The organism is Prevotella sp. oral taxon 299 str. F0039, assembly GCF_000163055.2.
Classification (GTDB): Bacteria; Bacteroidota; Bacteroidia; order Bacteroidales; family Bacteroidaceae; genus Prevotella.
Window position 1 is genome coordinate 671,007 of record NC_022124.1, and the last position, 22,638, is coordinate 693,644.

A 22,638-nucleotide genomic window follows, 5' to 3' on the forward strand; every position below is an offset into this window, starting at 1 on the left:
TTTTGATAAAGAAAGTTTATTAGCTGTAATAATCTTGTTTTGTTATCTGTTCTCTTAACTTTGTGGTTTTACGAAAGAAAACCTCTATCACTTTATTTCGATCTTTGTAGAACAAATCCTTCTCTATTATCCAATAGCCTCCTTAGGCACTTCTTTTGTGGTAATATAATGAGTCTAGAGTTTATTTATCGTATTGCATTCAATCATTAGTAAGGGTTTGGTCTAATCTTATTCTATGTTTTATTTGGGGATAGAAAGATTTATTTATAAACAAAGAACAGTGCTATAATATTATATAGCACTGTTCTTTGCTTTGACTTATATTCTTCTATTATCTAAATTACATTGTTATTGTAGTGAATAGCATTGCTTTTAATTGGCGATCTCAAAGCTCCTTAATATAAAGGGCGGAGAGATTGAAAAACATTAGCGTTTGTTCTTCGCCATTTGGATAGTCATCTTGCCGATGAAGATACCGCTTTTTCCGTTTTGGTCGTTATAAACAATGTTGTTGTCGAGGTCTTTATGGGTTCTAAGGGTTTCAAAGAAAGTGTGTGAGTGACCGCCCAACACCAAGTCTACATACCGAGTTTGAGGGATAAGAAGTTGTTCATTCATCGTCTTTTCAGTCCAACCTAAATGCGAGATACATATAATAAGGTCGCATTTCTCTTTGTTTTTAAGAGTCGAAACCACCTCGTTGGTAGCAGTGATAGGATTGATATAACGCACCGTTTCATAGTTCTTAGCGTCCACCAAACCATCTAATTGAGGAGAAAGACCAAATACTCCAATCTTAATTCCCTTACGTTTCAAAATGATATAAGGCTTAACAATCTTTGCAAGAGGCGTTCCTGTGAAGTCGTAATTAGCACAAACGATGGGGAATTTCGCCTTTTTAAAGAGTCGTTCCATATTTTTTAAGCCGAAATCGAACTCGTGATTACCAATTGTTACGGCATCATAATGCATCTTATTCATTAGTCCTACTTCCACATCTCCTTTGAAAAGAGTGTAGTAGGGCGACCCTTGCGAAAAATCACCGCTATCGAACAGCAATAGATCGGGATTTTTTTTGCGTTCCTCCTTCAACATAGCTATGCGACGAAGAAAGCCTCCTCTACCAGCTTTTAACGTGTCTGCAAGTTGTGGATTCAATGGATATATGCAGCTATGGGTATCGTTAGTGTGTAAAATAACCAACTCTTTTGTTCCCTTTTCGGTCGATTTTGCAATGCTTTTGGTTTGGGCTTCACTTTTTGATACAACGAATGTAGCTGCTAAACTGAGTGCTATAATAAGTTTTTTCATTGTCTTTTTTGAAGTAAATGAATGAATAATTAGGGTAAAATAGTGATTCGTCCTTCCACCTTTGCACCCACTTTGTTGCCTTGTTTGGCAACCTCTCTGAAGTAATCCATAATAATAAATCGCACATTACTATGATAGTCTTGAGGCGAAAGCACGTTTGTTCTGCTCTTAAATGCCTCTAACTTGTCGTTACCTTGAGCCAAATAGTCGAGTGTTGCGATGCGATATTGCTTGTTAGAATCTATTGGTTGGTTGCTGATAAGAGCCTTTTTCAATTCGCCTTGCTTTGTTATCTCGAGGTGAACTGCGCTACTTACGCCCTCACCACCAGTAGAAGCGATTTGCTTAAACAGCTCCATCACCTTCTCTCCGCTAAGATTTAAGAAACAAATCTTATTCTCAAATGGAGCAACGTCCACCACATCACCCACCGTAATGTCGCCTTTTGCAAATGCAGCTCTTATGCCTCCGATGTTATAAACAGCGAAATCCACTTGCTGTTGATAGGGTTTTGCACCCCAAACAAGAATGTCTGAGAGCAAATTAGATAGCGGACTCTCTGGTCGATAGTTTGCTAATGGCATCGAAGTAGTACCTACAACGGGTGCCATAATGCTGTCTACACGGTGTTTAAAGGGTTCCATGAACTTGTTGGCGTCGGTATCTGGACTTGCATCATATCTGTTATCGATAAGTATTCTTTCACGAGTGATATTCGAAAGGTGATATCCTGAGCTACAAGAAGCACACAATATCACCGATAAAAAGCAAGAGCTTATAATGTGTTTTGTGTTCATATTTACGATGAGTTATATTTACAAAAATAGATGTTTTTATGCAATTTGAATACAATATATGTGTTAAAAGTGCCACTTTTTATCTGTAGCAAAGTCTTTTTTTTGTAATAATGAAGATAAGAAAGAGTGTAAAAAGTAATATAAAAACAAGAAAGCAGAAAACCAAAGGAGGTCTTCTGCTTCTCAATTTATTGTTTGTTGGATAGCTTATTCGTTTGTTTTATATCTCAAAATAGAGCATATAATATCCATTTGAACGAATAGTTATCATGTTGTTTGTGGCTTTGTTGAGTGTACCTTGCCACCATTCGGAGGTGGGATAGAGACTCCATTTCAGTCCTTCAGATTGCAATTGGGTGCAAGAGAAATTGAAGATGCTCACAGCCTTGCCTGCCTTTGTTTCAAAAGAACAGGTATTTTGGGCAGGAACAAAGTAGCCATAGTCGCTTAAATACACAGGTTCAAGGTTGAATTCTTTAAAATAACGTATTATTAAAGAAATGTTGCCCAGTGTGTGATCCTCTCTTTTCCCCGTTGCTCCAACATACAAAATGCGTTTAAAACCTAAGCTTTTGCAATGCAAAGTAGCTTTGGTTAAATCGTTGTTTTCTTGCTCTTCAACAACATGTAGAATGTCTTGATACTGCTCTTTTAATGCTTGTGGCAACGAATCGCAGTCGCCTACAATGGCATGAGGCACCAATCCGTGTTCAATGAGGGTTGCTCCTGCACCATCACAACAGCATATATAGGGACTATTTTTTAAGAAATGCCATGCCAATTGCGATGTGGGGAACAAGCCATTAGCCACAATTACAGCATCGAAAAGCGTACTTTCATTTAGTTTCTTTATCATTCTTGTAGGGTGATGTTTTTTTGTTTGAGCATCATTTGCTTCCATTTAAACCAGCCTAAGATGGCAATAACGACATAAAGTCCATATAAACCAGCTTTGAAAGGTATGCCTTTATAAACATAAAGTATGGTGCAAATAATGTCTACAATAATCCAAAATAACCATTGTTCGATGTATTTTCTAGCCAAAGCCCATAGCCCTATAAAGCTAGCAGCGTTGGTAAAAGCATCTAATGCAGGTACACTACTATCGGTAAAGGTAACTAAAATATAGTATGTAACAGCCCATGTGGTAAACATTATGAGTGTAACGGGAAGATAAAGGCGTTGAGGCATGTGTGTAATGGCACTCGCACCATGTTGCGAACCCTTTGCCTTGTTGTCCCATTTCCACATCATGTAGCCATAAATACCAGCGAAAGTGTAGTACACAGCCATTCCTGCATCGCCATAAAGTCCATGCGAATAATATAGATAAACGTCCATAGCAGGCATTATTATACCCACAAACCAGAGCGCAATACTTGCTCTATACTCTAAATAAATATAGACTAAACCGAGTATTGTGGTGAAAATATCTAACCAATGTTGGACTATATAGCTTGTAATCATATTTTATCTTAGAAGTTTAAAGATAGGTGTGCCATGAAATTAAAGGGCGCAGAAGGAGCAAATCCTGCTGCATCTGTATCGTAAGGACCTTGTGTGTTCACTGCAGTTAGTTTGTTATTCACCTTTGTGTATTCTGGTCCTGCCCAACCATTGTTGTCATATTTTGCGCTAAATAGGTTGTAGAAGCTCACACCAAAGGTTGCATCTTTCACGCCTAAACGCTTTAACGAGAAGTTATAAGATAGGTCTAGGTCGGTAACACAATAGCTCTTTAACATCATTGTAGAAAGAACAGGGTTGCTATCCTTATCTTTTGATACCATATTTCTTATACCAGTGTTGGTTAAGTATTGCTCACCTACATAGCGATTGATTAACATTGCTTTGAAACCTTTATAGTTAAAGGTGAAGATGTTGTTAAACATTGCGCTTGGAGAGAATGATAATGGCGATTCACCTTCAATGACTTGAGTTGCACCTTTGTCGTCGGTTACGCTCACATTGCTCACTCTATTCTTCGAGAAAGTAGCGTTTGCGCTCCATTCAAACCATGATGTTGGCTTGTAGTTCATTTCCAATTCAACACCCATACGATAGCTCTTTGCGAAGTTTCTTGTAATAGCTTCACCCAAGTTGTTTACCTCTCCAGTTAAAACAAATTGATCTTTGTAATTCATGTGGTAGAAGTTTACACCAGCATTGAACTTCTTTAATCTTAATTGATAGCCCACTTCAAGGTCGTTTAAGCGTTCTGCTGTAGGCAAACTGAGTTGTGCCTTGAGATTGTTCTCGTAGTTGTCGCGCACAGGTTCACGATGAGATATAGCATAACTTGCATAGAATCGGTGGTTAGGATTAATCTGATAGTTCACTCCGAACTTAGGATTAAAGAAGCTAAAGTTATTCTTTAGGTCGTAAACAAGTGCTCCTGTTTTTGCATTAATCACGTCAGAAGGACCGTTCATCTTTATTCCTACGTGGCGATATTGTAGGTCTACGAATCCATTAAGCCCTTCAGTGAAAGTGTAATTCAATTTAGAGTAAACATTAAAGTCGGTCTTCTTAGTGTTATTGTCATAATAACGATGATAGGGGAAGAATGGATCTACAGGTTTAGCAACCCATGTAACATATCCATAGTGGTCGCCATCGTATTTATTCCAGCCACCTCCAATGGTAGCTTCAACATTCTTTTTGTTGTTAAACTGAAGTGAAGCAATAGTTCCGAAGAAGTCGTTTGAGAGCCATTTTTGACGTACTAACGAGCTTTTTGCTTTGGTCTTGTTAGCGTCTAATCCGTACTTTGATAGCTTTGTGTCCATTTTATATTGCTCATAGTAGCCCTTTCCGTTAGTATAATGCAAGGCAACGTTCAAAGTCCAATATTTGTTTAAGAATTGATTCCAAAACAATTGGTAGTGTTGTTGGTGATAATTGTCGGTTTGATCACGATAAAATTGAGCGTTTCCGTTAGCATCTTTCTCCATTTCACCACTGGGATTATAAGTTCTTCCATACAAACTTTGAATGTATTTAGAGGTATAGTCCCATGCATGATAAGTGCGTTCAGTTCCGTTAAAGGTAATAAATTTAACGATAGTGTTATCTGCAAAGTATCCAGCTTGAACGAAATAAGAATTCAACTTGGCAGAAGCACGATCTCTATAACCATCAGAACCGAGATTAGAAAGACGTCCTTGAATGCCCCAATGACCTCCAAGTAGTCCTGTTCCAAAGCGCAAAGTTTCTTTATGAGAAGCGTAAGAGCCAGCAGAAAGATCCACCGATAAGAAAGGATTCATACCAATTTGTTCGGTTTCCATATTGACAGTAGCACCAAAAGCACTGCTACCATTGGTAGAAGTTCCTACACCTCGTTGTATTTGCATTGATGAAACACTCGATGCAAAGTCGCTCATATTCACCCAATACACTTGTGAACTCTCCGCATCATTTATGGGAATACCATTCGAAGTGATGTTAATTCTACTTGGGTCTGTACCTCTTACACGTAAAGAAGTGTAGCCAATACCATTTCCTGCATCGCTAGTTGTGATGACAGAAGGGGTTAATGAGAGCAAGAAAGGAATGTCTTGTCCGTAGTTAATGGCTTTAAGTTGTTGCTTGTTGATGTTTTGAAATGCCATAGGGGTAGTTCTACTGGCACGTGTAGACGTCACTTGTACACTTTGAAGTTGGTAGGTCTTTAGTGTGTCTAACTTGGTTTCTTTTGGTGTTGCAGCATAAAGTGCAGGGCAACATGCTAGCAAAAATACTAGACTTTGTGGTTTTTTCATTTCCTTTTGAATGTATATAAATAAACAAAAGGGGCGTTTCTTGGTATCCTTTTTCCTCCGCTGGCATTATCCAGATCAGGTTTTAGGGTATAATCTCAGCTCGAAATGTCGGGCACCCCTTAACTTGCAGTCTGCAAATCGACGACAAATTTAATAAAAAAATGTAATAAATCCAGCAGAAAAAGACAAGAAAAACGTTTTTAACCCATTTCCTTTCTTCATCTAAAACGAATCTAACTGATAAAGAATGGCTATTCAATAGGAAGAGAGAATAAGCAAGTTTTAGGCGAAAAACGTTGTAAGAGATGAGGCTCAACAGCCTATTTGTAAACGAAAGAAAAGGAGAAAGGAAGCGAGGTGATGTGCTGTTGTGATGTGAACGCAATGCGTTGTGAAAGAAGAGGTTGCGCCCTCGCAAGGTAAAAGCTATGTTGTAGCCTTGTAAACTCAATGCTTTTAGCTACCAATGTCAATGCTTTTACTCACTAAAAGCATTGCTTTTGGAAATGAAACTCGATGTGCAATGCAAGTAAGAAGAGTGGAGAGAAATAAAAAAGACTGCACCATTACAGCGCAGTCTCTTTCTTTTTAGAATGAAATGAATTGATTATTCAGCGTCTAATTCAAGTATAAACTTCTCGATAACCCTTGCAACTCCGTCCTCTTCATTCGATGATGTAACGAAATTTGCACGACTTTTAACCTCTTGTGGAGCATTATCCATCGCAATTCCGAGTCCTGCATACTCAATCATAGATAAGTCATTGAATCCGTCACCCACCGCAATTACATCATTTTTGTCGATGTTTATCATTGAAAGAAGACGTTCAAGCGATTTCGCTTTATCTACTCCTGGGGGCACACACTCAAGGAAAAAGCTTGCAGAGCGATACACTTCAACTTGTCCAAACAAATCTTTTGACAATTGAAGTTCTAACTCATGCAATGGTGTTGGGTCGCCAACGATGAGACATTTGTTGATAGGATATTGCAAATCTTCAATGAAATTATCGCATTGTGTAACGGGTAACTTATTGATAAATGCCTCGTGTTCAACATAATTGTTATTCTCTTGAGTTGTAACAATACCATAATCTTGGTAGGTAAGGATAGCTAAATCCGCATTATTTGCCGCATTATATAAGGCTTCTACTTCGGGTTTGTCTATCGTTTGCTCGAAGATAGTTTCACGGGTGCTATAATCAATAATCTTACCTCCATTGAAAGCAAGAATAAATCCTCCGTAGTTGGTAAGCATAAGTTCATTTGCAATAGGGGTAATTCCGTATGTTGGACGTCCTGAAGCCAAAACAATTCTAACGCCTTTAGCTTGGGCTTGCATCAAAGCTTCTTTGGTTTTTGGGGTTATTTCCTTATAATTATTAGTGAGAGTGCCATCTAAATCGAGCACAAGCATTTTGTATTTCATCATAATGTCACTTTAGTTCATTTATTAAATTATAAAAGATGGTGTGTTTTTTAGCATTATTCTGCAGTAATACAAGATCTATACTATTTTAATCTTTGCAGAATTATACCTATTTATAATATACAATCTTTTTAACTTCTTATTTTTTTATGGGGGGCAAAAGTACATTTTTTATCTAATTTACGCAAATAAAACCCATTTTCTTTGCTCTTTCTAATGGAGAAAGCTATATGTAACCAATGAGAAAATGAACTCTTTAAATATAATATATGTAAATAGATGGCTGTAAATAAAAATATATATTATGGAATGTTGTATATTTTGAGATATTTTTTACCTTTGTATTAATAATAAATAATATAACTTAGGAATATAGTTAAATATATTTTTCTAACTAAAATGCACATCTTTTGCAACGAAATACATTGCTGGTGCGTCTATAAATAAACCTCAAGTCAAATATTTCTATTCTGTTTAAAGTAGAATAAAAACGAATTATAGCGCAAAGGGTACGAAAAAGAACGAAATATTTATTTTTTTATATATAACAAACATGGAAAAAGACGTTAATTTATTGCTCGCTACTTATGGAAAATACTTCCCAGAAGAGAGCATGGCGCAAGTAAGACAAATCTTTGAGAATATGGATTCTAACCAAGTATCTACCTTATCGATGCTTCAATTCAAAGATCCTTTGATGGCATTAATTATCTCTTTAATTGGAGGGGGATTGGGAATTGATCGTTTCTATATTGGTGATACCACTTTAGGAGTATTGAAATTGATTACATGTGGAGGCTTTTCGATATGGGCAATCATTGATCTTTTCTTGATTATGGGTGCTACTCGTCAAAAGAACTTAGAGAAATTGTTAGTTGCTCTCTAAGCTATAACCAATCAAAAGAAATGAAAGAGGCGAACACTAACTGTGCTTTAGACTGTTAAGGTCGAGGCTAGTGGGTTCGCTTTCTTTGTAGTTTAGATTGTAGATGAATAGCGATAAACGAGATCTTCGCATCATATCCATCTTCTTTTGTGCTGGAGTTGCGTGGTTATTGGTCAACCTTTTATGGAATGTACATATCGAAATATGTCCTTTTAAGAGGTTGATAGGACTGCCATGTCCATCTTGTGGCACCACAAGAGCATTTAAAAGCCTTTTCGCTTTCAATGTGGTTGAGGCGTTGAAGTACAACATAAACATTATTATATTATTGCCTTCGATTGTCACTTATGTTGCATTGAGGGTTTATGACCTTATTTTTCGCACCCAAAAATTAGAGCAAGTGTATCGCATAGTGAAAGAAATGCTGAATAAAAAGCTGGTCTTTTGCGCCTTTATTCTCTTCGAAATACTTGCTTGGATATTACATATTAGCTTATAATAAGTAGATATTTTAGATAAAAACACTTTCCTAAGTAGTTATTTATAGATATTATTTCCTATTAATAATGTAGTGAAGTATGATCAAGAGGTGTTGCAAAAGGATATGGACTACTATAATTCTAAGGGCTTAACGCTATCGGGTTCGGTTACTTATCACTTTCCCTTAGTGGTTAAAGGCAATAACACTTCGTGTTTTGTAAAGGCTTATGGCAATTATGAAGCAGGTACAAACAAGTTGAATCGCAATAATATTGGGGTATCGATTGGGGTTATTTATTAATTCAATATGATATAAGTAAAGGTAAATTTTCTTTAAGTAATATGCCTTAGTGGCTTATTGCTGGTGATGAAATAAATGTAAGTGCGACATAACTGATGATAGTTTGTGTCGCACTTCTTTTGTTGTAGAGAGAAAAACAAATTGAAGGATAAAACAAAAGCAATGTTGTTGCTGTGTAAAAGCATAGCTATTGCACTGCAAAAGTGATGCTTTTAGAGTGTAAAAGGAATCCTATTGTGTCAGATTTACATAACGGGTGGGTGAGAATGAAAAAATATAGTCTAAGTTTGTAGTATTATTAAAATGTTATTATATTTGCAAATATCATTTAAACTAACGCTAAACAAACAAAAACTATGATGAAAAGAATACTTATAGCCCTTTTATTGGTTTTCTCTTTTATAGGTGCTATGGCTCAAAACACCAACGAACATCTTAAATTTATGGGCATTCCCATTAACGGAACCCTAGAAAGTTTCACCCAAAAGCTTGTGGCAAAGGGGTTAAAACGTGAACATGCGTGGGAAAATGATGTTCTTCTTAAGGGAACATTTGCGGGGAAAAGCGGTTCTGGCGTATGTGTAATGAGGATCCCTTCACGTAACATTGTGTATAAAGTTGTAGTTTGTTTGCCTTCAAAAGATACGTGGGAGTGGTTGGAAGACGATTATACTGAATTTAAAAGGATGCTGACTTCAAAATATGGAGACCCATTTAAATATTCTGAATCTTTTAAAGAAGGAACTTATGTAGGTTCTGATCATTTAAAAATCTCAGCCTTAAAAGAGGGGAAATGTGAATATTATTCAATTTGGGGATCTACTGAAGGAATGATAGTTCTTGAGATATTTAATGCCGATGGTGCTTCAGACAGTTGCGTTAGGCTTACCTATATTGATCTGATAAATGGAAAATTAGCAGACTCTTCCAAGCAAGACGATCTATAGACACTCTTTCTTATAATATAGTTTCAATAGGTTATTGAGATAACAAAATGATGAATGCGGCATAGCTGGTGACAGTTTGTGTCGCACTTCTTTTGTTGTAGAGAGAAAAACAAATTGAAGGATAAAACAAAAGCAATGGTGTTGTTGTGTAAAAGCATAGCTATTGCACTGCAAAAGTGATGCTTTTGATGAGTAAAAGGAATGTTATTATGTCTGAATTACATAAAGGGTAAGAATGTAAACCTACAAAAGGTGTTCTAATTCATTATTTTATAGTATATTTGTAGCATGTAAATGCACTTAAAGACAATCTTTTTGCATTACAATTTTGAGGCAATAAGCTTGGAAAAGATATAATATCCAATAAAAAACATAACACAATGAAGAAAATTAACGCAATTTTGGCGTGCTTAATGGTGCAAACAACTTTTGTTTGTGCAGCTCCAAAGGTGACGACTGTAAATCTTTGGCAAAGCGTAAAGATCGATTCAGCAAAGGTTGAAAAGCCTAAAAACGACAAGGACGCAAAGAGTAAAGACAAAGAAAAAAATGATAAAAAGCCTGGAGCTTATGAAGAATTGATTAAAAAGGGTGGCTCTTATCAAGAAGGAATGTTTGGAGTTAGAAAGATAGATAATAAGTGGTATTTTGATATTCCAAACAATTTGTTAGGTCGTTATTTTCTTATGGTAACTCGATTTACCTCTGTTCCACAACGCTTTGGAGCGTTTGGAGGTGAAGAAGTGAATCACAATACTGTGTATTTTGAACGTCGCAATGATCAAATTCTTGTTCGCTCGTATGTAGAAACACAGATTGCAGACCCAAAAGATGCTATTTCGGTTTCATTAAAGACATCAACAGTAGATCCTATTATTGCTTCTTTTAAAATTATAAAGAGCGAAAAGAAAAGAGATTCTATGCTTGTTGATGTAACCAACTTTATCTCTAAAGATAACAACTTTACAGGTCTTCCTTCAGATTTGAAGACGAAAGCAAAGTTGGGTGCAATGCTTGATGATTGTAGTTTTGTGGATACAGTGAGAGCTTTCCCGATGAATATCGAACTAAAGAGTACCAGAACATATAGTTCAAGCAATCGCATGATGAATGCTTCTTCTAGTGGTTCTGCTACATTAGGTTTGAATACATCTATTGTTATCCTACCCGAAACACCAATGAGAAAACGTATTTGGGACGATAGAGTAGGTTATTTTGTAAATAGATTTACGCTATTCTCAGACAAAGAACAAAAGACAGAGAACGAAAGCTTTATCTCTCGCTTCCGCTTAGAGCCTAAAAACTTAAAGGCATATATGAAAGGTCAGTTGGTGGAACCAATCAAACAGATTGTGTATTACATCGACCCAGGAACACCAAAGAAATGGGTTCCATATCTTATTGCTGGTGTAAACGACTGGAACAAGGCTTTTGAGGCGGCAGGTTTTAAGAATGCAATTGTTGCAAAAGAATGGCCTAACGATTCTAGAATGAGTTTGGAAGATGCTCGATATAACGTGTTGCGCTATCTACCTGCAGAGATTGAGAATGCTTATGGACCTCGTATTGTAGACCCACGAAGCGGAGAAATCATCGAAACGCATATTTGTTGGTATCACAATGTGATGAAGCTGTTGAAAGAATGGTATATGATTCAGTGTGGACCAAACGATAAAGGAGCGCAAACAATGAAGTTTGACGATAAATTAATGGGCGAACTTATTCGCTTTGTATCGTCTCATGAGGTAGGACACACGCTAGGTTTACGCCATAATATGGGTGCAAGTTTCGCTACACCAGTGGAGAATTTACGTAATAAAGAATGGGTAGAGAAACATGGTCACACCCTTTCTATTATGGATTATGCTCGCTTTAACTATGTAGCTCAACCCGAAGATAACATCGGTAGAAAAGGACTTTTCCCACGAATAAACGACTATGACCTATGGGCTATTAAGTGGGGATATAGCTATAGACCAGAGTTTAAAAATGAATATGAAGAAAGAGATGCTCTAAAGAAAGAGACTACAAAGGTGTTAACCAATAATCGTAGGTTGTGGTTTGGTGGAGAAGGTCGCAATGAAGACCCAAGAAGTCAGATGGAAGACTTGAGTGATAACAACATGAAGGCAAGTGATTATGGCGTAAAGAATCTTAAACGTGTGATTGTAGGCTTACCACAATGGACCAAACAAGAGAACGATGATTATTCAGATCTTGTTGAAGTGTATAAAGCAACGTTAGGACAATTCAAGAGATATTTAGGTCATGTGATAAATAATATTGGTACCAAGTATATTAACAACATGCCTGGTATGGTTCCATTCCAGGCTACTCCTGCGGCACGTCAGCAAGAAGCAGTTGACTATATCTCTCGACAAGTGTTTGATGCACCTCTTTGGTTGTATCCAGAGGATATTGTAAGTAAAGTGGGACTTGATGCTTCGAAAGATATTATCAGTCGTCAAGATCAAGTTCTAACCACAATTATGGCACCTTCAATATTGACAAATATCTATAACGCTTATGTAAGTAGTGAGAAAAACTATAATCCTGCAACTTATTTAGACGATCTATTTAAAGCGGTTTGGAAACCTCTTAATAACTCAGTTGAACGGAAGAATATCTATAGAAGAGCTCTTCAGCGTTCGTATGTAGATCATTTGGCTTCTTTGATCACATCTACCTCAAACGAGAAAGGGGCTGTTTCTCTCAAAGCGCATAATACAGATATGATGCTATATGTAGTGGAGCATCTTGATAAGGTAGAAGACTATGTTAAGAGAAACGCTTCTGATGCTACAATTAAGGGTGTGAATGCGCTTCACTATAAGGAATTGTTGAATACGATTAAGGTATTAAAAGATAAGCGAGAAGGTAAAAAACAATAAGATGAAGCAATCGTAATGCTGTTATTGGTTTGCCTTTATATAATATAATAAGGTGTGAAACGAAAAACGCCCTTTTGCCTCTTGCAGTTATATAATGAGTTGATTGTGAGTTGAAAAGGTTGTGATAGCATGATTACTTAAAAGTAAAAAGAGGCCGAGGGAATTGGTCTCTTTTTATTTTTAGCGTTGCTTTATCACTTATTTATTTGGCTTAAATCAAAAAAATAATTATCTTTGTGATAGAGACATTAAGAAATATAGCTCGTAAAAGAATTTGAATTCTAACTAAACAATAAATAAAAATGGAAGAAAATAACACACAACAACCAGAATTAGGAATAGAGTTGAGTCCTGAAGTTGCACAAGGTAAATATGCAAATCTTGTCCTTATTGGTCATTCTGGATCTGAATTCGTATTAGACTTTGCAAGCGTATTGCCAGGAATTCCAAAGGCTTTAGTAAATAGCCGTTTGATTCTTGCACCTGAAAACGCTAAACGTTTGTTGTTAGCTCTTAATGAGAATATTCAACGTTATGAGCAAGAATTTGGCGCAATAGGTATGCCTAGTGTAGAGGAAGAATCCAAAACTGTAGCTCCTTTTGGAATAGCAAAGAACGAAGCTTAATAACTCTAACGAAGAACAAAGGAAAGAAATAGTGCTTGTTTCTGTCCTTTGCTCTTCTTTTTATATGATCTAACTGAGAAAACTTAGAGCCTTTTGTTGAGAAACAAGTATAGTAGGCATTTTAAAACAATAATATTTTGATCTTTTTTTGAATGATTTTCTACGGAAAAAAAGTAGGTAAAAACATCTTTTGGGCGGAAAATGTAATCCCAAAGAAATATTTTCAAAGACTTTTGTTATAATAAAGTCTTAGATAAAAAACACTTTCAAATATTAAATAATGTTATCTTTAGGCGGTTTGTATATACTAATGTGTTTGAAAACGAAGAAAACATTGTACCTTTGCAAACCAAATGACCGAATGGGGTCATTGTGTACGTAGAACAAAAATAATAAATAAATATAATTTAATAAAAGTACAATTATGCCTACAATTCAACAATTGGTAAGAAAAGGCAGAAAGGTTCTTGTTGACAAGAGCAAGTCACCAGCGTTGGACTCATGTCCACAGCGTCGTGGTGTGTGTGTTCGTGTTTATACAACAACACCTAAAAAGCCTAATTCGGCAATGCGTAAAGTTGCCCGTGTTCGTTTGACTAATCAAAAAGAAGTGAACTCTTACATTCCAGGAGAAGGACACAACTTGCAAGAGCACAGTATCGTTCTTGTTCGTGGTGGTCGTGTAAAAGACCTTCCTGGTGTTCGTTATCACATCGTTCGTGGTACTCTTGATACCGCAGGAGTAGCAAACCGTACACAACGTCGTTCTAAGTATGGAGCAAAACGTCCTAAAGCTGCAAAGAAGTAATTCTAAGTAATTGACGGACGAGAGATGAAAGTCGGGTTTGAAAATATGATTGTAAAGATTATTCTTAAACTCTTGGCTCTAAATCTCAAAAGAATACAAAATTTTTATTATCGTTTTGCTGGTGAATTGTTAAAACAGGTTGAGTAAATGCTCGAGTGCGAGCGTTGAAGAACAATAACAGCCCCATGCAGAATTTTTATTTTAGACAAAATGAGAAAAGCAAAACCAAAGAAACGTGTGATCCTTCCAGATCCCGTTTACAATGACCAAAAGGTCTCAAAATTCGTAAATCATTTGATGTATGATGGTAAGAAGACTACATCTTATGAGATTTTCTATAATGCTCTTAATATCGTAGAGGAAAAGATGGCTAAGGAAGAAAAGTCTTCTTTGGAAATCTGGAAGCAAGCTCTTGATAATATTACTCCTCAAGTGGAAGTGAAAAGTCGCCGTATCGGTGGTGCTACTTTCCAAGTTCCAACAGAAATACGTCCAGAACGTAAAGAGAGTATCTCAATGAAAAATATGATTTTATTTGCACGTAAACGTGGTGGCAAGTCTATGGCTGATAAGTTGGCTGCAGAAATTGCTGATGCATATAATAATCAAGGTGGTGCTTACAAACGTAAAGAGGATATGCATCGTATGGCAGAAGCTAACCGTGCATTTGCTCATTTCAGATTCTAATCTATATAATTAAGGTAAAAGAAAATGGCAAATCGCGACTTAAAATTGACACGTAATATCGGTATTATGGCTCACATTGATGCCGGTAAGACAACAACTTCTGAACGTATCCTTTTCTATACAGGTAAAACTCACAAGATTGGTGAGGTGCACGATGGTGCAGCTACTATGGACTGGATGGCACAAGAACAAGAACGTGGTATTACTATTACATCTGCTGCTACAACTTGTAACTGGACTTGGAATAACCAAAACTTTAAGATCAACTTGATTGACACTCCAGGACACGTTGACTTTACAGCTGAGGTGGAACGTTCATTGCGTGTACTTGACGGAGCAGTTGCTACATACTCTGCAGCTGATGGTGTTCAACCTCAGTCTGAAACAGTATGGCGTCAAGCTGATAAATATAATGTTCCTCGTTTGGGTTATGTAAATAAGATGGACCGTTCTGGTGCAGACTTCTTTGAAACTGTGCAACAAATGAAGGATATCTTAGGTGCAAATCCTTGTCCAATTCAAATTCCTATTGGAGCAGAAGAGAACTTCAAAGGTGTGGTTGACCTCATTAAAATGAAGGCTATTCTTTGGCATGATGAAACAATGGGTGCAGATTATGATTTGGAAGAAATTCCAGCTGACCTTGTTGATGAAGCTAATGAATGGAGAGAAAAATTGATTGAAAGTGCAGCAAGCTTTGATGATGCTCTTATGGAAAAATATCTTGAAGGAGCAGAAATCGCAGAAGAAGAGATTATCGCTGCAATTCGTAAGGGTACAATCGCAATGGAGATTACTCCTATGGTATTGGGCTCTTCATATAAAAATAAGGGTGTTCAACCTCTATTAGATTATGTTTGTGCTTTCTTGCCATCTCCAATTGATACAGGTGAGATTATTGGTACAAATCCAGATACAGAGGAAGAAGAAGGACGTCAACCTTCTGAAGAAGCTCCAACATCAGCTCTTGCATTTAAGATCGCAACAGACCCATTCATGGGTCGTTTGGTGTTCTTCCGTGTTTACTCAGGTAAGGTAACAGCAGGTAGCTATGTTTACAATCCACGTTCAGGTAAAAAAGAACGTATCAGCCGTTTGTTCCAAATGAACTCTAATAAAGAAATTCCAATGGAATCAATCGATGCTGGAGATATTGGTGCAGGTGTAGGTTTCAAAGATATCCGTACAGGTGATACTCTTTGTGATGAAACAAAGCCTATCGTACTTGAGTCAATGAGCTTCCCTGATACTGTGATCTCTATTGCAGTAGAACCAAAGAGTCAAGCTGACGTTGCGAAACTTGATAATGGTTTGGCTAAATTGGCAGAAGAAGACCCAACTTTCACAGTTCGTACAGACGAACAAAGCGGTCAAACAATTATTTCTGGTATGGGTGAGCTTCACCTTGATATCATTATCGATCGTTTGAAGAGAGAATTTAAGGTTGAATGTAACCAAGGTAAACCTCAAGTTAACTATAAAGAAGCAATCACAGAACCTGTTACACTTCGTGAAGTTTACAAGAAACAAAGTGGTGGACGTGGTAAGTTTGCTGATATTATCGTTACAGTTGGTCCTAAAGATGAAGACTACAAAGAGGGAGACTTGCAATTTATCAACGAAGTTAAGGGTGGTAACGTGCCTAAGGAATTCATTCCTTCAGTACAAAAAGGTTTCCAAGATTGCTTGAAGGCTGGTGTACTTGGTGGCTATCCTGTAACAGGCTTGAAGGTTACTCTAACTGATGGTTCATTCCACCCAGTTGACTCTGACCAATTATCATTCGAGCTTGCTGCACGTAATGCATTCAAGAGCGCATATCCAAAGGCTAAACCAGTATTGATGGAGCCTATCATGCGTGTTGAAGTTGTTACTCCAGAAGAAAACATGGGTGACGTAATTGGTGACTTGAACAAACGTCGTGGCCAAGTAGAAGGTATGGAAGAAGGTCGTAGCGGTGCTCGTATCGTTAAGGCAATGGTTCCACTTTCAGAAATGTTCGGTTATGTAACTGCACTTCGTACTATTACTTCAGGTCGTGCAACAAGCTCTATGGAGTATGATCACCACTCTCCATTGTCATCTTCAATCGCTAAGGCGGTTCTTGAAGAGGTTAACGGAAGAACAGATCTAGTTTAAGATTAAATAAAGAAGAAGGAGGTTAGCAGATTAGCTAATGACTCTTAATCTGTCCTCCTTCTTTTCATATAATAATTAATAAATAAAAAGTAATGAGTCAAAAAATTAGAATTAAGCTAAAATCTTACGACCACAAGTTGGTTGATAAGTCTGCTGAGAAAATTGTTAAGGCAGTTAAGGCAACAGGTGCAATCGTTAGCGGTCCAATCCCTTTGCCAACTCACAAACGTATTTTTACTGTGAACCGTAGTACTTTCGTTAACAAGAAGTCACGTGAGCAATTCCAGTTATCAGACTATAAACGTCTTATTGACATCTATAGCTCAACAGCAAAGACTGTAGACGCTTTGATGAAGTTAGAATTGCCAAGCGGTGTAGAAGTAGAAATTAAGGTATAGTAAGATTTTAAACATTTAAATTAAATTGAAATGCCAGGATTAATTGGAAGAAAAATCGGAATGACATCCGTTTTCAGTGCTGATGGTAAAAATATACCATGCACTGTTATCGAAGCAGGTCCTTGTGTTGTAACCCAAGTAAAAACAATCGAAAAAGATGGTTACAAAGCTGTTCAATTAGGTTTCGGTGAAGCTAAAGAAAGCAACACAAACAAACCTATGATGGGAACATTTAAGAAAGCAGGCACAACACCTAAAAAGCACTTGGCCGAGTTCAAATTTGACGAAGAGTATAACCTAGGTGATACAATCACTGTTGAGTTATTTAACGATGCAAACTTCGTTGATGTCGTAGGTACATCTAAAGGAAAAGGTTTTCAAGGTGTAATCAAACGTCACGGATTTGGTGGTGTAGGACAAAGTACTCACGGACAAGATGACCGTGCTCGTAAGCCAGGTTCTATCGGTGCTTGTTCTTACCCTGCAAAGGTATTTAAAGGAATGCGTATGGCAGGCCAAATGGGAGGTGATAGAGTTACAACTCAAAACCTTAAAGTATTAAAGGTAATTCCAGAACACAATATTCTCTTAGTAAAGGGATCAGTTGCTGGATGTAATGGTTCAACCCTTTTAATTGAGAAATAATGGAAGTTAGCGTATTAAATATCAATGGTCAGGAAACTGGAAGAAAGGTTACGTTAAACGAATCTATCTTTGGTATCACACCTAACGATCACGTTCTTTATCTAGATGTAAAACAGTATTTGGCTAACCAACGTCAGGGTACTGCTAAGTCTAAAGAAAGAAGTGAGATTAGTGGTTCAACTCGTAAGCTAGGTCGCCAAAAAGGTGGCGGTGGTGCACGTCGTGGTGATATTAATTCTCCTCTACTCGTTGGTGGTGGTCGTGTTTTCGGTCCTAAACCACGTGATTATAGATTTAAACTAAATAAGAAAGTAAAGACTTTAGCTCGTAAATCTGCTCTTTCTTATAAGGCTCAAGAGAGTGCAATCATGATTCTTGAAGACTTTAATTTAGAAGCACCTAAAACAAAAGAATTCGTAAATGTGGTTAAGAATCTTAAAATAGATTCTAAGAAAGTACTTCTTCTTTTGCCAGAAGTGAATAAAAATGTATATTTGTCTGCTCGTAACTTACAGCGTTCTGAAGTTATGCTTGCATCTACACTCAATGCTTATAAGGTTTTGAATGCAGATGTTCTTGTATTTACAGAAAAGTCGCTTGAAGTAGTAGATGGACTCTTAACAAAATAATAATAGGAGATTATTGATATATGGCATTTATTATAAAACCTTTGGTTACTGAAAAGATGACCAAAATAACAGAGAAACAAGAAAATCGTTATGGTTTTATTGTTCGTCCTGAGGCTAATAAACTCCAAATTAAAAAAGAGGTTGAGGGTCTCTACAATGTTACTGTGATAGACGTGAATACTGCACGTTATGCAGGTAAGCGCTCAAGTCGCTATACAAAGGCTGGTCTTATTCGTGGACAACGTAACGCATTTAAGAAAGCTGTTGTGACTTTAAAAGAAGGCGAAACAATTGATTTTTATAGCAATATTTAAAATAGAAAATGGCAGTACGTAAATTTAAACCGGTAACTCCGGGACAAAGACACAAGATTATTGGCACGTTCGAGGATATTACTGCATCCGTGCCAGAGAAGTCTCTCGTTTACGGTAAACGTGCAACTGGTGGTAGAAATAACACCGGTAAGATGACAGTCCGTTATATTGGAGGTGGTCATAAGAGAAAGTTCCGTTTAATCGACTTCAAACGTGAGAAAGATGGTGTTCCAGCTGTAGTGAAAACAATCGAGTACGATCCAAACCGTTCGGCTCGTATCGCTTTGTTGTACTACGCTGATGGTGAAAAACGTTACATTATTGCTCCTAATGGTTTGCAAGTGGGAACAACTTTGATGTCAGGTGCTGATGCTGCTCCTGAAATCGGAAATACACTTCCTTTAGCAAATATTCCTGTTGGTACTGTAATTCATAACATTGAATTGCGTCCAGGTCAAGGTGCTTTACTCGTTCGTTCGGCTGGTAATTTTGCTCAGTTAACTTCTCGTGAAGGTGGCTATTGTGTTATCAAACTTCCTTCAGGTGAAACTCGTAAGATTCTTTCAGTGTGCAAGGCTACTATTGGTAGCGTAGGTAACTCTGATCACGCTTTGGAACAATCAGGAAAAGCTGGTCGTTCTCGCTGGTTGGGAAGACGCCCACACAACCGTGGTGTAGTTATGAACCCTGTTGATCACCCAATGGGTGGTGGTGAAGGACGCCAAAGTGGAGGTCACCCACGTTCACGCAAGGGATTATATGCTAAGGGTCTTAAGACTCGTGCACCTAAGAAACTTTCAAATAAGTATATTATTGAAAGAGCTAAAAAGTAATTACGTAAACTAGTAAATTTATGAGTCGTTCATTAAAAAAAGGTCCTTACATTAACGTATCACTCGAGAAGAAAATTCTTGCAATGAACGAGAGTGGTAAGAAAAATGTAGTAAAAACTTGGGCTAGAGCATCTGTTATCTCTCCAGACTTTGTGGGACATACAGTTGCAGTTCATAACGGAAACAAATTTATCCCTGTTTACATTACCGAAAACATGGTTGGCCATAAGCTTGGAGAATTTTCTCCAACTCGTCGCTTTGGTGGTCACTCTGGTAATCGCAAGTAATCAGGTTTAAAACCATTTTAAATTTAGGAATAATAATGGGAAAAAGAAAACATATAGCGGCTGAGAAAAGAAAAGAAGCCCTAAAAAGTTTGTACTTTGCGAAGCTCAAAGGCGTTCCTTCTTCTCCACGTAAAATGCGCTATGTTGTAGACATGGTTCGTGGTATGGAGGTTAATAGAGCTTTGGGAGTTTTGAGATTCTCTAAGAAACAAGCCGCTGCAGATGTTGAGAAACTACTGCGCTCAGCTATTGCAAACTGGGAGGTGAAAAATGACCGTAAGGCTGAAGACGGAGAATTGTATATCTCAAAAGTGTTTGTAGACGAAGGCGTAACAATGAAGCGTATGAGACCTGCTCCACAAGGACGTGGTTATCGTATACGTAAACGTAGTAATCACGTTACTTTGTTTGTTGATACCAAAACTAATAACGAAATATAATTAGGTAGAATGGGACAGAAAGTAAATCCGATAAGTAACCGACTAGGTATTATTCGTGGTTGGGATTCGAATTGGTTTGGTGGTAAGAACTTTGGTGAAAACCTAGTTGAAGATCAAAAAATTCGTAACTATCTAAACGAACGTTTGGCTAAAGCTAGCGTTTCAAAGATTGTTATCGAAAGAACATTGAAACTTGTTACCATCACAATTTGTACAGCTCGCCCAGGTATCGTTATAGGTAAAGGCGGACAGGATGTTGATAAATTGAAGGAAGAGTTAAAGAAACTCTACAAAAAAGATATTCAAATTAATATCTTCGAAGTAAAGAAGCCAGAACTTGATGCAAATATTGTAGCTAACAATATCGCAAGACAAGTAGAAGGTAAGATTTCTTATCGTCGTGCAATTAAGATGGCAATCCAAAGTACTATGCGTGCTGGTGCAGAAGGTATTAAAGTTCAGATCTCTGGACGTTTGAATGGAGCAGAAATGGCAAGAAAAGAAATGTACAAGGAAGGTCGTACTCCTTTGCATACTTTCCGTGCTGATATAGATTATTGCCAAGCAGAAGCTCTAACAAAAGTTGGACTTCTAGGAATTAAAGTATGGATTTGTCGTGGAGAAGTTTATGGAGAACGTGATTTGACTCCAAACTTTACTCAAGACAAACAAAATGGTTCTCGTGCGAATGGTCGTTCAGATCGTCGTGGCGGTAATCGTAAGAGAAACAATAATCGTTAAAAGTAATTTTAAACATGTTACAGCCTAAAAGAGTAAAATATAGAAGACCTCAAGATGGACGTGGAAATAAAGGAAACGCACATCGAGGAACACAGTTGGCTTTTGGCTCATTTGGAATCAAGACACTTGAAGCTAAATGGATTGATAGCCGACAAATAGAGGCCGCTCGTGTAGCAGTGAATCGTTATATGCAGCGTGAGGGACAAGTCTGGATTAGAATATTCCCAGATAAACCGATAACACGTAAGCCTGCAGACGTACGTATGGGTAAAGGTAAAGGTGATCCCGCAGGATGGGTAGCACCTGTAACTCCAGGACGTATCCTCTTTGAAGTAGAAGGTGTTAGTTTTGATATTGCTAAGGAAGCACTTCGCTTAGCAGCTCAAAAGTTACCTGTAAAGACAAAGTTTATTGTTAGACGTGATTTCGATAAAAACGCTTAAACTATGAAGATTAAAGAAGTAAGAGAACTCGACAACAATGTGTTGGTAGAGAAAATAGAATCAACAGAAGCTCAATTGCATCAATTGAAACTAAATCATGCTGTTTCTCCACTTGCTAATCCATCACAGATTAAGGCTACTCGTCGTGATATTGCACGTATGAAAACAGAACTTCATCAAAGAGAACTTAATAAATAACGAATAGTTCAGATGGAAACAAGAAATTTAAGAAAAGTAAGACAGGGTGTAGTAGTAAGTGATAAAATGGAAAAGACCATTGTAATCGCTTCTAAGTTCAAAGAAAAGCACCCTATATATGGTAAGTTTGTTCAAAAAACAAAGAAATACCATGTGCATGATGAAAAGAATGAGGCAAATGTAGGTGATACAGTCCTCATTATGGAAACCCGTCCTTTGAGTAAAACAAAGAGATGGAGACTAGTTCAAATAACAGAAAAAGCTAAGTAATTATGATACAGGCAGAATCAAGACTTACAGTATGTGATAATAGCGGAGCTCGCGAGGCACTTTGTATTCGTGTCTTAGGCGGAACTCGTCGCCGTTATGCTAGTGTTGGAGACGTTATTGTCGTAGCTGTCAAAAACGTTATCCCATCAAGTGATGTTAAAAAAGGTGCGGTATCAAAGGCTTTAATCGTTAGAACAAAGAAAGAAATCCGTCGTGCTGATGGTTCTTATATTCGTTTCGACGATAATGCTTGTGTATTACTTAATAATGCTGGTGAACTTCGTGGTAGCCGTATTTTCGGTCCTGTAGCTCGTGAGTTACGTGCTGTGAATATGAAAGTTGTTTCTTTAGCACCTGAAGTTCTTTAACAAAAT

28 protein-coding genes and 1 riboswitch are annotated in these 22,638 nt (G+C 37.3%); of the genes, 21 read left to right on the top strand and 7 right to left on the bottom strand.

Going from position 1 to position 22,638, the window contains the following annotated elements; genetic code table 11:
- Positions 1 to 426: 426 nt before the first annotated feature.
- The 6 genes from HMPREF0669_RS02680 to HMPREF0669_RS02705 all read right to left on the bottom strand — a co-directional run bounded on the left by HMPREF0669_RS02680 (position 427) and on the right by HMPREF0669_RS02705 (position 7,301).
- Positions 427 to 1,311, bottom strand: a complete 885-nt coding sequence (locus HMPREF0669_RS02680) for a bifunctional UDP-sugar hydrolase/5'-nucleotidase (protein ID WP_009228652.1) — start codon at positions 1,309 to 1,311, stop codon at positions 427 to 429.
- A 29-nt stretch (positions 1,312 to 1,340) separates the two neighbouring features.
- Positions 1,341 to 2,108 carry a 5'-nucleotidase C-terminal domain-containing protein gene (locus HMPREF0669_RS02685; protein WP_009228653.1) on the bottom strand — a complete coding sequence of 256 codons (768 nt, stop codon included), beginning with the start codon at positions 2,106 to 2,108 and terminating at the stop codon, positions 1,341 to 1,343.
- 220 nt (positions 2,109 to 2,328) lie between these two features.
- Complete coding sequence (locus tag HMPREF0669_RS02690) at positions 2,329 to 2,964, bottom strand: thiamine diphosphokinase (RefSeq protein ID WP_009228654.1); 636 nt, start codon at positions 2,962 to 2,964, stop codon at positions 2,329 to 2,331.
- Positions 2,961 to 3,575 carry a nicotinamide riboside transporter PnuC gene (gene pnuC, locus HMPREF0669_RS02695; RefSeq protein WP_009228655.1) on the bottom strand — a complete coding sequence of 205 codons (615 nt, stop codon included), beginning with the start codon at positions 3,573 to 3,575 and terminating at the stop codon, positions 2,961 to 2,963. Before pnuC ends, HMPREF0669_RS02690 begins: the two co-directional genes overlap by 4 nt.
- Before the next feature lie 8 nt (positions 3,576 to 3,583).
- Entirely contained in the window at positions 3,584 to 5,872 is a 2,289-nt protein-coding gene (locus HMPREF0669_RS02700; protein ID WP_009228656.1) for a TonB-dependent receptor, read from the bottom strand.
- Between the two features lie 35 nt (positions 5,873 to 5,907).
- Positions 5,908 to 6,002: riboswitch (TPP riboswitch) on the bottom strand.
- Between the two features lie 477 nt (positions 6,003 to 6,479).
- Positions 6,480 to 7,301, bottom strand: coding sequence for a Cof-type HAD-IIB family hydrolase (locus HMPREF0669_RS02705; RefSeq protein ID WP_009228657.1), 822 nt, complete (start codon positions 7,299 to 7,301; stop codon positions 6,480 to 6,482).
- Between the two features lie 553 nt (positions 7,302 to 7,854).
- Here HMPREF0669_RS02705 and HMPREF0669_RS02710 point away from each other — a divergent pair.
- The gene (locus HMPREF0669_RS02710; protein WP_009228658.1) at positions 7,855 to 8,187 is read left to right on the top strand and encodes a TM2 domain-containing protein; all 333 of its coding nucleotides are present in this window, start codon (positions 7,855 to 7,857) and stop codon (positions 8,185 to 8,187) included.
- 36 nt (positions 8,188 to 8,223) lie between these two features.
- Here the strand turns inward: HMPREF0669_RS02710 and HMPREF0669_RS10410 are convergent, their stop codons facing one another.
- Positions 8,224 to 8,499, bottom strand: a complete 276-nt coding sequence (locus tag HMPREF0669_RS10410) for a hypothetical protein (RefSeq protein ID WP_020967968.1) — start codon at positions 8,497 to 8,499, stop codon at positions 8,224 to 8,226.
- On the opposite strand from HMPREF0669_RS10410, the gene HMPREF0669_RS10550 reads away from it, so the two are divergent.
- From HMPREF0669_RS10550 to rplN, 20 genes are all read left to right on the top strand, one after another.
- Positions 8,408 to 8,686, top strand: a complete 279-nt coding sequence (locus HMPREF0669_RS10550) for a DUF2752 domain-containing protein (RefSeq protein ID WP_369808431.1) — start codon at positions 8,408 to 8,410, stop codon at positions 8,684 to 8,686. The two genes, HMPREF0669_RS10410 and HMPREF0669_RS10550, sit on opposite strands and share 92 nt — an antisense overlap.
- A 105-nt stretch (positions 8,687 to 8,791) precedes the next feature.
- A complete protein-coding gene (locus tag HMPREF0669_RS02720; protein ID WP_156860542.1) occupies positions 8,792 to 8,968 on the top strand; it encodes a DUF6850 family outer membrane beta-barrel protein in 177 nt (58 codons plus the stop codon).
- 356 nt (positions 8,969 to 9,324) lie between these two features.
- Complete coding sequence (locus HMPREF0669_RS02725; protein WP_020967969.1) at positions 9,325 to 9,915, top strand: hypothetical protein; 591 nt, start codon at positions 9,325 to 9,327, stop codon at positions 9,913 to 9,915.
- Between the two features lie 380 nt (positions 9,916 to 10,295).
- A complete protein-coding gene (locus tag HMPREF0669_RS02730; RefSeq protein ID WP_020967970.1) occupies positions 10,296 to 12,806 on the top strand; it encodes a zinc-dependent metalloprotease in 2,511 nt (836 codons plus the stop codon).
- 302 nt (positions 12,807 to 13,108) lie between these two features.
- The gene (locus tag HMPREF0669_RS02735; protein WP_009228662.1) at positions 13,109 to 13,432 is read left to right on the top strand and encodes a DUF3467 domain-containing protein; all 324 of its coding nucleotides are present in this window, start codon (positions 13,109 to 13,111) and stop codon (positions 13,430 to 13,432) included.
- Between the two features lie 424 nt (positions 13,433 to 13,856).
- Complete coding sequence (gene rpsL, locus HMPREF0669_RS02740) at positions 13,857 to 14,240, top strand: 30S ribosomal protein S12 (protein ID WP_009228663.1); 384 nt, start codon at positions 13,857 to 13,859, stop codon at positions 14,238 to 14,240.
- Between the two features lie 210 nt (positions 14,241 to 14,450).
- Complete coding sequence (gene rpsG, locus HMPREF0669_RS02745; RefSeq protein ID WP_009228664.1) at positions 14,451 to 14,927, top strand: 30S ribosomal protein S7; 477 nt, start codon at positions 14,451 to 14,453, stop codon at positions 14,925 to 14,927.
- Between the two features lie 24 nt (positions 14,928 to 14,951).
- Positions 14,952 to 17,066 (top strand): elongation factor G, encoded by a 2,115-nt coding sequence (gene fusA, locus HMPREF0669_RS02750; RefSeq protein ID WP_009228665.1) that lies wholly within the window; start codon positions 14,952 to 14,954, stop codon positions 17,064 to 17,066.
- A 92-nt stretch (positions 17,067 to 17,158) separates the two neighbouring features.
- Entirely contained in the window at positions 17,159 to 17,464 is a 306-nt protein-coding gene (gene rpsJ / locus HMPREF0669_RS02755; RefSeq protein WP_009228666.1) for a 30S ribosomal protein S10, read from the top strand.
- Positions 17,465 to 17,494: 30 nt separating this feature from the next.
- On the top strand, positions 17,495 to 18,109 hold the full coding sequence (rplC, locus tag HMPREF0669_RS02760) for a 50S ribosomal protein L3 (RefSeq protein WP_009228667.1): 615 nt from the start codon (positions 17,495 to 17,497) through the stop codon (positions 18,107 to 18,109).
- Positions 18,109 to 18,738 (top strand): 50S ribosomal protein L4, encoded by a 630-nt coding sequence (gene rplD, locus HMPREF0669_RS02765; RefSeq protein WP_009228668.1) that lies wholly within the window; start codon positions 18,109 to 18,111, stop codon positions 18,736 to 18,738. Before rplC ends, rplD begins: the two co-directional genes overlap by 1 nt.
- Before the next feature lie 20 nt (positions 18,739 to 18,758).
- Positions 18,759 to 19,052 carry a 50S ribosomal protein L23 gene (gene rplW / locus HMPREF0669_RS02770; RefSeq protein ID WP_009228669.1) on the top strand — a complete coding sequence of 98 codons (294 nt, stop codon included), beginning with the start codon at positions 18,759 to 18,761 and terminating at the stop codon, positions 19,050 to 19,052.
- Positions 19,053 to 19,060: 8 nt separating this feature from the next.
- Complete coding sequence (gene rplB, locus HMPREF0669_RS02775) at positions 19,061 to 19,885, top strand: 50S ribosomal protein L2 (protein WP_009228670.1); 825 nt, start codon at positions 19,061 to 19,063, stop codon at positions 19,883 to 19,885.
- Positions 19,886 to 19,905: 20 nt separating this feature from the next.
- The gene (rpsS, locus tag HMPREF0669_RS02780; protein ID WP_009228671.1) at positions 19,906 to 20,172 is read left to right on the top strand and encodes a 30S ribosomal protein S19; all 267 of its coding nucleotides are present in this window, start codon (positions 19,906 to 19,908) and stop codon (positions 20,170 to 20,172) included.
- A gap of 35 nt (positions 20,173 to 20,207) precedes the next feature.
- The gene (rplV, locus tag HMPREF0669_RS02785) at positions 20,208 to 20,612 is read left to right on the top strand and encodes a 50S ribosomal protein L22 (protein ID WP_009228672.1); all 405 of its coding nucleotides are present in this window, start codon (positions 20,208 to 20,210) and stop codon (positions 20,610 to 20,612) included.
- Positions 20,613 to 20,621: 9 nt separating this feature from the next.
- Positions 20,622 to 21,353, top strand: a complete 732-nt coding sequence (rpsC, locus tag HMPREF0669_RS02790) for a 30S ribosomal protein S3 (protein WP_009228673.1) — start codon at positions 20,622 to 20,624, stop codon at positions 21,351 to 21,353.
- Positions 21,354 to 21,367: 14 nt separating this feature from the next.
- The gene (gene rplP, locus HMPREF0669_RS02795; protein ID WP_009228674.1) at positions 21,368 to 21,796 is read left to right on the top strand and encodes a 50S ribosomal protein L16; all 429 of its coding nucleotides are present in this window, start codon (positions 21,368 to 21,370) and stop codon (positions 21,794 to 21,796) included.
- A 3-nt stretch (positions 21,797 to 21,799) separates the two neighbouring features.
- The gene (gene rpmC / locus HMPREF0669_RS02800) at positions 21,800 to 21,994 is read left to right on the top strand and encodes a 50S ribosomal protein L29 (protein WP_009228675.1); all 195 of its coding nucleotides are present in this window, start codon (positions 21,800 to 21,802) and stop codon (positions 21,992 to 21,994) included.
- A 12-nt stretch (positions 21,995 to 22,006) separates the two neighbouring features.
- Entirely contained in the window at positions 22,007 to 22,264 is a 258-nt protein-coding gene (rpsQ, locus tag HMPREF0669_RS02805) for a 30S ribosomal protein S17 (RefSeq protein ID WP_009228676.1), read from the top strand.
- A 2-nt stretch (positions 22,265 to 22,266) separates the two neighbouring features.
- On the top strand, positions 22,267 to 22,632 hold the full coding sequence (gene rplN, locus HMPREF0669_RS02810) for a 50S ribosomal protein L14 (RefSeq protein ID WP_009228677.1): 366 nt from the start codon (positions 22,267 to 22,269) through the stop codon (positions 22,630 to 22,632).
- The last annotated feature ends 6 nt before the right edge of the window (positions 22,633 to 22,638 follow it).

Coding starts and splice junctions, on each gene's coding strand:
- HMPREF0669_RS02680 (WP_009228652.1), bottom strand. CDS start 1,311: ATGAAAAAACTTATTATAGCACTCAGTTTAGCAGCTACATTCGTTGTA.
- HMPREF0669_RS02685 (WP_009228653.1), bottom strand. CDS start 2,108: ATGAACACAAAACACATTATAAGCTCTTGCTTTTTATCGGTGATATTG.
- HMPREF0669_RS02690 (WP_009228654.1), bottom strand. CDS start 2,964: ATGATAAAGAAACTAAATGAAAGTACGCTTTTCGATGCTGTAATTGTG.
- pnuC (WP_009228655.1), bottom strand. CDS start 3,575: ATGATTACAAGCTATATAGTCCAACATTGGTTAGATATTTTCACCACA.
- HMPREF0669_RS02700 (WP_009228656.1), bottom strand. CDS start 5,872: ATGAAAAAACCACAAAGTCTAGTATTTTTGCTAGCATGTTGCCCTGCA.
- HMPREF0669_RS02705 (WP_009228657.1), bottom strand. CDS start 7,301: ATGAAATACAAAATGCTTGTGCTCGATTTAGATGGCACTCTCACTAAT.
- HMPREF0669_RS02710 (WP_009228658.1), top strand. CDS start 7,855: ATGGAAAAAGACGTTAATTTATTGCTCGCTACTTATGGAAAATACTTC.
- HMPREF0669_RS10410 (WP_020967968.1), bottom strand. CDS start 8,499: ATGTTGTACTTCAACGCCTCAACCACATTGAAAGCGAAAAGGCTTTTA.
- HMPREF0669_RS02720 (WP_156860542.1), top strand. CDS start 8,792: ATGGACTACTATAATTCTAAGGGCTTAACGCTATCGGGTTCGGTTACT.
- HMPREF0669_RS02725 (WP_020967969.1), top strand. CDS start 9,325: ATGATGAAAAGAATACTTATAGCCCTTTTATTGGTTTTCTCTTTTATA.
- HMPREF0669_RS02730 (WP_020967970.1), top strand. CDS start 10,296: ATGAAGAAAATTAACGCAATTTTGGCGTGCTTAATGGTGCAAACAACT.
- HMPREF0669_RS02735 (WP_009228662.1), top strand. CDS start 13,109: ATGGAAGAAAATAACACACAACAACCAGAATTAGGAATAGAGTTGAGT.
- rpsL (WP_009228663.1), top strand. CDS start 13,857: ATGCCTACAATTCAACAATTGGTAAGAAAAGGCAGAAAGGTTCTTGTT.
- rpsG (WP_009228664.1), top strand. CDS start 14,451: ATGAGAAAAGCAAAACCAAAGAAACGTGTGATCCTTCCAGATCCCGTT.
- fusA (WP_009228665.1), top strand. CDS start 14,952: ATGGCAAATCGCGACTTAAAATTGACACGTAATATCGGTATTATGGCT.
- rpsJ (WP_009228666.1), top strand. CDS start 17,159: ATGAGTCAAAAAATTAGAATTAAGCTAAAATCTTACGACCACAAGTTG.
- rplC (WP_009228667.1), top strand. CDS start 17,495: ATGCCAGGATTAATTGGAAGAAAAATCGGAATGACATCCGTTTTCAGT.
- rplD (WP_009228668.1), top strand. CDS start 18,109: ATGGAAGTTAGCGTATTAAATATCAATGGTCAGGAAACTGGAAGAAAG.
- rplW (WP_009228669.1), top strand. CDS start 18,759: ATGGCATTTATTATAAAACCTTTGGTTACTGAAAAGATGACCAAAATA.
- rplB (WP_009228670.1), top strand. CDS start 19,061: ATGGCAGTACGTAAATTTAAACCGGTAACTCCGGGACAAAGACACAAG.
- rpsS (WP_009228671.1), top strand. CDS start 19,906: ATGAGTCGTTCATTAAAAAAAGGTCCTTACATTAACGTATCACTCGAG.
- rplV (WP_009228672.1), top strand. CDS start 20,208: ATGGGAAAAAGAAAACATATAGCGGCTGAGAAAAGAAAAGAAGCCCTA.
- rpsC (WP_009228673.1), top strand. CDS start 20,622: ATGGGACAGAAAGTAAATCCGATAAGTAACCGACTAGGTATTATTCGT.
- rplP (WP_009228674.1), top strand. CDS start 21,368: ATGTTACAGCCTAAAAGAGTAAAATATAGAAGACCTCAAGATGGACGT.
- rpmC (WP_009228675.1), top strand. CDS start 21,800: ATGAAGATTAAAGAAGTAAGAGAACTCGACAACAATGTGTTGGTAGAG.
- rpsQ (WP_009228676.1), top strand. CDS start 22,007: ATGGAAACAAGAAATTTAAGAAAAGTAAGACAGGGTGTAGTAGTAAGT.
- rplN (WP_009228677.1), top strand. CDS start 22,267: ATGATACAGGCAGAATCAAGACTTACAGTATGTGATAATAGCGGAGCT.